The sequence below is a fragment of the Streptomyces sp. NPDC001634 genome (assembly GCF_040298185.1).
Classification (GTDB): Bacteria; Actinomycetota; Actinomycetes; order Streptomycetales; family Streptomycetaceae; genus Streptomyces.
Genome location: NZ_JBEOZU010000102.1, coordinates 22,252 through 30,070 on the forward strand (window position 1 = coordinate 22,252; position 7,819 = coordinate 30,070).

Genomic DNA, 7,819 nt, shown 5'->3' on the forward strand with positions numbered 1-7,819 from the left:
CCCTCGTACCGCGCCGCCTCTCCCCGAGCCACCGCTCAGGCCGCATCCGGCCGTCGGCCACGGTAGAGGCGTACACACCCACTCCCCACCGCGCCGGGGCCCTTCCCCAGCCCCGGCGTGCCCACCGCTCACCCCTCTTCTCCCCTGGAGGACAAAGATGTCTCCCCACCCCGTCCCCACACCGCCGTGATAGGCCTCGGCGCCATGGGCCTGCCCATGGCCCGGCGCCTGTCCGGCGAACTGCCCCTCACCGTCTACGACATCGCGGCCGACCGGCGCGCCGCAGTGGCCACCGAGGGAGCCCGCGACGCGGTGTCCCCGGCCGAGGCCGCCCGGGACGCCGACGTCGTCGTCCTCGCCGTACGCGACCAGGCCCAGGTCGAGGGCGCGTTGTTCGGCGAGGACGGTGCCGCCGAAACGCTCCGCCAAGGCACGGTGGTCGTCCTCACCAGCACGGTCGGGCCCGAGGCGGCCCGCTCCACCGCACAGCGGCTCGCCGGGCACGGCGTGCTGACCGTGGACGCGCCGGTCAGCGGCGGTCCGGTGCGGGCCGGAAACGGCGACCTGCTGATCGTCGTGGGCGCCGACGACGTCGCGCTGAAGACGGCCCGTCCGGTCCTCGACCTGCTCGGCTCGACACTCACGGTCGTCGGACCGCGGCCGGGCGACGGCCAGGCCCTCAAGGCCGTCAACCAGCTGCTGGCCGGAGTGCACATCGCTGCCGCGGCCGAGGCGATCGCGCTCGCCCGCGGACTCGGGCTCGACCCGGCAGCGGTGGTCGACAGCCTCGAGCACGGCGCCGCGGGGTCGTTCATGTTCGCCGACCGCGGGCCGCGCATGGTGCAGGCGTACGACGAAGGGCCCGAGCCGGAGGTCAAGTCGCGGCTGGACATCTTCGTCAAGGACATGGGCATCGTCACCGGCATCGCGAAGGACGCCCATGTCCCGGTGCCGCTGGCCGCCGCGGCGGAGCAGCTGTACCTGCTCGGGGAACGGGCCGGGCTCGGCGCCCGCGACGACTCGTCCGTCGTCACCGTGCTGTCCCCCCGGAGTTCCGACAACACGACGGGAGAGGGACGATGAGCCACACCACCCTGCTGATCATCGCGGTCGCCGGTGTCGCGGCCCTGCTCCTGCTGATCCTGAAGGGCAAGGTGCAGCCCTTCGTCGCCCTCGTCGTCGTCAGCATCGGTGTCGCGCTCGCCGCGGGCGTGCCCGCCGCCGACCTGGTGAAGACGATCGAGGAGGGGATGGGCGCCACCCTCGGGCACATCGCCACCATCATCGCGCTCGGCGCGATGATCGGCCGGATCGTCGGTCCCTGCGCATGCGGGCTGGGCCGGACGGAGCCCGACAGGGGCCGAACGGCCCTGCCGCGACCGGTGCGGACCCCGTTCCATGGGGCTGATCGACGTCCTGCGTCACACATCCCTACGGAACACCCGCCATGTCCCTCAACGACGCCGTGCCGGTCCCCGTGGAACCGCGCCGGAGCACCGACCTCGACAGCGCCGAAGCACTGCGGCTGCTGGGCAGCGTGTCCCTGGGGAGGATCGTCTTCACCCGGCATGCGCTGCCGGCCGTCCGCCCGGTGAACCACATCCTGGACGACGGTCACATCGTCATCCGCACCCACGAGGGCGCGGCCCTCACCTCGTACGCGCGCCGCAACTGCGGCCCGGGGGTGGTCGTCGCCTACGAGGCCGATGCGATCGACCCGGACACACACACCTGGGGTGGAGCGTGGTGGTCACCGGATACGCCGAGCTGGTGACCGACGAGCGTGAACAGGAACGTTACCGGGCGATGCTGCGCCCCTGGGTGCAGCAGACCATGGACCATGCCGTCCGTATCCGGCCGGATCTGGTCACCGGTTTTCTGCTCACGGAGGCGGACCGGCCACCCCCGGAATGAGCGGCCGCCCTGTGCACGGACGGCTCGATCAGCCGGTCGTGATGAATGCGTCCCTGACGTTGTCGAAGACGGGACGGTAGGTGTCCCACTTCGCATCCGGGGCCGAGAGGTAGATGTCGTACTCCCGGCCGCCTTCCCTGCCGTAGCCGAGGTCGATGGCGCGGAAGACGCGGACGCGTCCCTGGAAGGTGAACTCCCACACCGCGGCGGGCTGGCCCCGGAAGGTCGTCTGCTGCATGCGCAGCCTCCGGTACGTGGCGTAGTTGATCTTCGTGTTCGCCTCGATGTCCGCGAAGTGCGCCGCAGGGTTGGCCCCGGCGGGGTCGACCGTTCCGATGGTGATGCCGGCCAGGCGGGACGAGTCGGTGTAGGTGACCTCGTCGCTGGCGTGCTGACCCGCCTTCCAGCCGTCCGGCACGGGGAAGGAGATTCCGAGTTGCTCGTCCTTGACCAGGTGATAGCCCTCGGGGACGGGTGAGGGCGTGTACGACGGAGTGGGCGAGGGACGGCTCGTCCGTGCTCCCGACGTGTCCTTGTGGTGGCGCGGCGTCGAAGACAGCGCGACAGCCGCGGCCGCCGAGACCGCGGCGACCACGATCGCTGCGAGGGCGAGGCGCTTACGGCCCCGGCGCCGCGCCCTTGCGCCCGCCCTCTGGGTGGGCGGCTCCAACGGCTCGGTCCCGGAGTTGCGTTCCGTCGGCGGGCCCTCGTCCTGGAGGCTCTCGGACGGGCGGTGCGTGCGCACCGGTGAGGCCACCGTCGTCGAACCGCCGGAGCACGACGCCGTCAGGGCGCGCTCCGTCTGCTCCGCCGACGGACGGTCCTCGGGGTTCTTGGCGAGCAGGGTCTCGATGAGCGGTTCCAGCGGGCCGGCCTGCTTCATCGGCTCCAGCGGGTCCACGGCGATGGCGTACGCCGTCTCCATCGGGGTGATGCGGCGGAACGGCGGCCGCCCCTCCACCGCCTGGTACAGCGTGGCACCGAGCGACCACAGGTCCGACGCCGGGCCGGGCTTCTGCCCGCGTATCCGCTCCGGTGCCATGTAGTCGATGGAACCGACCATCTCCCCGGTCCGGGTCAGTGTCGACGTCCCGGCCGTATGGGCGATGCCGAAGTCGGTGAGGACGACCCTGCCGTCCGTGCCGAGCAGGACGTTGCCGGGTTTGATGTCGCGGTGCAGGACACCGGCGGCGTGCGCGGCCCGCAGGGCGGCGATCATGCCCACGCCGATGCGGGCCACCTCCTCGGGCGGGAGGGCATCGCCTTCCTTGAGGAGTGCGCCGAGCGTGATCGCCGGGACGTACTCCATGACGATGCAGGGCCGCCCGCCGTCGTCCACGACGTCGTGGACGACGACCACGTTGCGGTGCACGACACGGGCCGCACTGCGTGCCTCGCGGCGCGTGCGCTCGTAGAGCGTGGCGAGTTCGTCGTCGGACAGGTGCGGCTGCGCGTGCAGTTGCTTGAGCGCTACCTGGCGGACGAGCACTTCGTCCTCGGCCCGCCACACCGTGCCCATGCCGCCGCGGCCTATCTGCTCGGCAAGCCGGTAGCGCCCGGCGACGAGCCGCCCCTCGTCCGACACAGCCTCGCCCTCCGCCTGCTCTGCCCCCCATCCGATGTGCCCCGTCACAATAGCGGCCCTCGTCGAAGCCCCCGTAAACAAGGCAGCCCCGCTTTCGGCCGGGCCGTCCTCCAACTCCGTGCCGTTCGTCGTCAGCGACGGCCTCGAGGGCCACACCGATGGCCTCGACTCGCACCTTGAGCGGCTGCGGACAGCGAGAAAGGCTCCGCGTCCGCTGGGCCGGTATGTCGGACTGACGCAGCCCGCGCAGGGGCGGCAGCTTCCGTCGCCTCTCGAGGGTGGTGATGGCGTCACTGGTGTCAGGCCCACCTTCTCGCCTCGGCCGCTGCGCCCGACTGTTGATCTCGCACGTTCGAGAGCGGCAGAGAGGTTCACGGCCATGGGAACCAGTCAGGTGGACGTCACCGAGCGAACGTCCTGAGCAGATCGCATGCATGGCCGCGACGGCGGCCACAGGGCGCGCCGGCCGAAACCGCAGCACTGGTCACCTGCCTGGCTTCGCCCGCCGCTGCGTGGCCGACGGCCAGGTCATCCGAGGCAATGGAGGACTCAGCTCATGTCCCGGATGCGCGAGCTGTACAGGCGTCCGCCCCGCCGCCGTTCACGACGCTCAGAGCAAGTCGACGCACAGAGCAAGGGGGTCGAGGACCTCGGCTCCGTCCGGCAGGCCAAGCAGCGCGACTTCTTGCGCCAACTGGGCATCGACGACCTGCTCACGGTCGTAGCACCCGCCACCACAACACCGGAGCAAGCCATGACACACAGCATCGACGAGTTGATCCGCACGTTCTACCGCGCCTTCAGCGGCAAGCCCGAGCTCCTCGACGACGTCGTCGCCGACGACTGGGACGACATCCCGCTGGGCCCCGACCAGGCGCCCGGGCGCGCCGGAGCCACCCCTCTGATCCAGGGGATCGCGAAGGTGTTCGGCGACTTCCACATCGTCGTCCACCAGATCGTCGACGGCCGCGGCCCCGACGGCAACGGCCCGGTCGGCGTGCGCGGCGAGATGCGCGGCGTCCACACCGGCCAGGTGTTCGGCATCGAGCCGACCGGGCGTGAGGTCACGGTCCGCATCCACGAGTTCCACGAGCTGGCCGACGGACGCATCGTCCGCACCTGGCACATGGAGGACTGGCTCAGCTGGTTCCAGCAGGTCGACGTCCTGCCCACCCGGTGAAACGCCCGACACGAACCCGACACGAACCGACACGAAAGAGAACACGCCCATGAAGGCACTGCAGTACACCGCATACGGAGAGCGCCCCGTTGTCCATGAGATCCCAGAGCCGGTCGCCGGGCCCGGAGAGGTACTGGTCCGGGTCGCGGGGGCGGCCCTGAACCCCCTCGACGTCAAGATCGGCGCGGGCCATGTCCAGGAGTACTTCCCGATCACGTTCCCCTCGGTGGTGGGCACCGACCTCGCCGGTACTGTGGAGCGTCTTGGATCTGGCGTGACCGGCTGGAGCGTTGGCGACGCGGTGATCACCCGCACCGACCCCACCGAGGGTGGCGCCGTCGCGGAGTACGCCGTGGTCCCGGCGCCGAGCCTGGTGCCGGCGCCGACCACGGCTCCGCTCGAGGTCGCCGCCGGTCTGGCCACCGCCGCGGCGACCGCCTGGCAGGCGGTCACCGAGATCGCGGAGCTGAGGTCCGGCCAAAAGGTGCTCGTGCACGGAGGTGCCGGCGGCGTCGGCAGCTTCGTCATCCAGCTGGCCCGCCGCGTCGGTGCGCATGTTGTGGCCACCGCGTCCGGCAACGCTGCCGAGATCGTGCGGAAGCTCGGGGCCGACGGCTTCATCGACTACACCCGCATCGATTTCCGGACCGCAGTCTCCGATGTCGACGTCGTCGTCGACTCGGTCGGTGGCGAGACGGAGGCCCGGTCGCTCGACGTTCTCAAGCCGGGGGGTCTGCTGGTCAGCCTCCCCGTCCCGCCGGACTTCGATCGTGCCGCAGCCCGCGGGCTACGCGCCGCGTTCGTCTTCCACGCCTCCGACGCCGAGCGTCTGGCGAGGGTCGTCGCAGTGGCGAACGAAGGCCTCGACATTGTCGTGGACCGCACCGTCCCGCTGAGCAGCGCCGCGGACGCGTTCGACTACCTCGCTGAAGGCCACGCCAAGGGCAAGGTCATTGTCCAGCCGTAGCCGGCATCGGTCGCCGGGATGGACGACATCTCTCCCGGCGACCGGGCAATCCGGAGACGCCAGAGCGGGCGCTGCCGGCGCGCCGTCGATCGGGTCGATCACTCGACGCGAGCGGGCGTGTATCGCCGCATGGGCGGGGTGACCGGTTCGGTGACCGGCCCATGCCGGGGCGTCGGGCGGATCGCAGCCCGCTGAGTGACCTTCACCAACAAGACCTACGACGTCGTCTGCACCGACGACTGGGCAGGCGATCCGGCAGACGCTCGTCCTGTACATCAACGAGCCTGGTGGCAATCGCATCGGGCTCGCGCAGCGGGGCTAGAGCGGAGGAGCGGAATCCTGGGCGACGCTGATCTCCTGCGAGCCCAGTACCGACAGCAGTTCGAGCTTCTCGGCCGAGTCGCCGCCGATCGGCGCGGTGAACCAGAGAAGCCGTTGGGTGCCGTCCTCGCTGAGCAGGCTCAGGCAGTTGAGCGCGATCGCGCCGAGCTCAGGGTGCATCAGGCGCTTGCGGTCGGCACGACGTACGGCGACCTCCTGATGCGCCCACAGATCGGAGAACTCGCTGCTCTGGGCGAGCAGCCGCCGGATGAGACTGCTCACCTCCTTGTCCTCGCTGCGGCGGGCCGATACCGCGCGCAGGTCGGCGACGAAAACGCGTGACTGGTGGTCGTGCTCGTCCGGGTGGTAACGCCCCCTCGCTTCGGGGTCGGTGAACCACCGGTACACAAAGCTCGCCTCGACGCCCTTCTTCTTGCTGATCGGGCCGAGCAGCGCCGTCGCCAGGCGGTTCTGCACCAGCGTTGTGTGCAGGTCAGTGATCACCGCCGCCGGCGTGTTCGGCAGACGCTCGAGCAGGTCGAGCATGCCCGGGTGGACGTGTGCCGACGGGCCGTGTGGGGGCGGCAGCGGGCGGCCGGCCAGGAAGTACAGATGGGCGCGCTCGTCCTCGGTCAGCCGCAGGGCGCGCGCCAGCGCAGCCACCATCTGCTCCGACGGTTGGGCGCCACGGCCCTGCTCCAGCTGGTTGTAGTAGTCGACCGAGGCACCCGCCAGCACCGCGACCTCGTCTCGGCGGAGCCCGGGCACCCGTCGACGCATCCCCGACGGCAGCCCTACTTCACCTGGCTGGATCCGGTCGCGCCGTGACTTCAGGAATTCGCCGAACTGCCGTAGGTCCATCGCACCATTTTGAGCCCTCGGCTTGAGAACGCTGTCGGCGGGTGACGATGCTGCTGGTGTTCGTCAGGACGGAACCGGCTTTCGGTGATCTCACCAGGACGGCGAGCTCGTCCTGCTGGAGGCGGACGACGGTGCGCTGGAGAACCGGGCCCCGGAGTGAATCCGGCGGACCGTCTCCCGACCTGGCGCTCATCGGCGACGCCACTGTAAGGACGGTACGGCTATGACCGGCTGACGACCCTCGACGTCCCTCACCCGCGCGCGTCATCCTGGCCTCGGTCATCAGGGAACCGCGGCACGGTCCGTTCGGGCGACGTCACTCGACCGGCCGCCATGGTGGCCCTGCCCGGCGCAACCGAACGCTGTGCGCGCCGGCACCCGGCTGATACTCGACTTCGACGGGGTACTCGGGCGCCCTGCCGGATCAGGAGGTGTGCGGGCGCATGCAGGCACGTGGCCGCATCCGGCTCGGACGGGCCCCGGCGTGGTTGCGTGCCCATGATCCGGAGCTGGCGGCGACCCGCCGGGCCGTGCGCACCGCGCTGCTGATGCCCGCGCTGTTCGCGTTGTGCGGCCAGGTGCTCGGCTCGCCGGCGATGGCGATGTTCGCGGCGTTCGGTTCGTTCTCGATGCTGCTGCTGGTGGAGTTCACGGGCCCGATGGTGCAGCGGCTGCGGGCGCATCTGGGCCTCGCGGTGGCCTGGGCGGTGCTCATCTGCCTCGGCACGCTTGTGGCCCACGAGGCCCGGCTCGCGGTGACCGCCACCGTTGTGGTCGGCTTCCTCCTGCTCTTCTCGGGCGTGGTCAGCTCCGTGCTTGCGGAAGCGACGACCGCACTGCTGCTGGCCTTCATCCTCCCGGTGACCTCGCCCGCCCCGCTGTCGCAGCTGCCCGCCAGGCTCGCCGGCGCGGGCCTTGCGGCGGCCGCCGCCATGCTCGCGATCTCCCGGCTTTGGCCCCGGCCCGCCGCGGACCCGCTCAGCGCGCCGCC

At 70.9% G+C, this 7,819-nt stretch carries 6 protein-coding genes and 2 pseudogenes; 6 read left to right on the forward strand and 2 right to left on the reverse strand.

All coding sequences use genetic code 11. The features are described from left to right. Window positions 1-186 precede the first annotated feature (186 nt). The 3 genes and pseudogenes from ABT186_RS40855 to ABT186_RS40865 all read left to right on the forward strand — a co-directional run bounded on the left by ABT186_RS40855 (window position 187) and on the right by ABT186_RS40865 (window position 1,914). Window positions 187-1,083 (forward strand): NAD(P)-dependent oxidoreductase, encoded by an 897-nt coding sequence (locus ABT186_RS40855; protein ID WP_351929422.1) that lies wholly within the window; start codon window positions 187-189, stop codon window positions 1,081-1,083. Continuing rightward, entirely contained in the window at window positions 1,080-1,595 is a 516-nt protein-coding gene (locus ABT186_RS40860) for a GntT/GntP/DsdX family permease (protein ID WP_351929424.1), read from the forward strand. Before ABT186_RS40855 ends, ABT186_RS40860 begins: the two co-directional genes overlap by 4 nt. Beyond that, window positions 1,478-1,914: pseudogene (locus ABT186_RS40865) on the forward strand (pyridoxamine 5'-phosphate oxidase family protein). Before ABT186_RS40860 ends, ABT186_RS40865 begins: the two are co-directional and overlap by 118 nt. Before the next feature lie 28 nt (window positions 1,915-1,942). Here the strand turns inward: ABT186_RS40865 and ABT186_RS40870 are convergent. Beyond that, entirely contained in the window at window positions 1,943-3,499 is a 1,557-nt protein-coding gene (locus tag ABT186_RS40870) for a serine/threonine-protein kinase (protein WP_351929426.1), read from the reverse strand. 556 nt (window positions 3,500-4,055) lie between these two features. On the opposite strand from ABT186_RS40870, the gene ABT186_RS40875 reads away from it, so the two are divergent. After that, window positions 4,056-4,679, forward strand: a complete 624-nt coding sequence (locus ABT186_RS40875) for an ester cyclase (protein ID WP_351237672.1) — start codon at window positions 4,056-4,058, stop codon at window positions 4,677-4,679. Window positions 4,680-4,728: 49 nt separating this feature from the next. Then, window positions 4,729-5,646, forward strand: a complete 918-nt coding sequence (locus tag ABT186_RS40880; protein ID WP_351929428.1) for an NADP-dependent oxidoreductase — start codon at window positions 4,729-4,731, stop codon at window positions 5,644-5,646. A gap of 318 nt (window positions 5,647-5,964) precedes the next feature. Here the strand turns inward: ABT186_RS40880 and ABT186_RS40885 are convergent, their stop codons facing one another. After that, on the reverse strand, window positions 5,965-6,828 hold the full coding sequence (locus ABT186_RS40885) for a helix-turn-helix transcriptional regulator (protein ID WP_351237857.1): 864 nt from the start codon (window positions 6,826-6,828) through the stop codon (window positions 5,965-5,967). Window positions 6,829-7,271: 443 nt separating this feature from the next. On the opposite strand from ABT186_RS40885, the pseudogene ABT186_RS40890 reads away from it, so the two are divergent. Continuing rightward, window positions 7,272-7,819 (forward strand): annotated as a pseudogene (locus tag ABT186_RS40890) (FUSC family protein); the annotation flags it as partial.

Excerpts from the sequence above, each read along its gene's own strand:
- ABT186_RS40880 (WP_351929428.1), top strand. The coding sequence starts at position 4,729 with ATGAAGGCACTGCAGTACACCGCATACGGAGAGCGCCCCGTTGTCCAT.
- ABT186_RS40860 (WP_351929424.1), top strand. The coding sequence starts at position 1,080 with ATGAGCCACACCACCCTGCTGATCATCGCGGTCGCCGGTGTCGCGGCC.
- ABT186_RS40885 (WP_351237857.1), bottom strand. The coding sequence starts at position 6,828 with ATGGACCTACGGCAGTTCGGCGAATTCCTGAAGTCACGGCGCGACCGG.
- ABT186_RS40875 (WP_351237672.1), top strand. The coding sequence starts at position 4,056 with ATGTCCCGGATGCGCGAGCTGTACAGGCGTCCGCCCCGCCGCCGTTCA.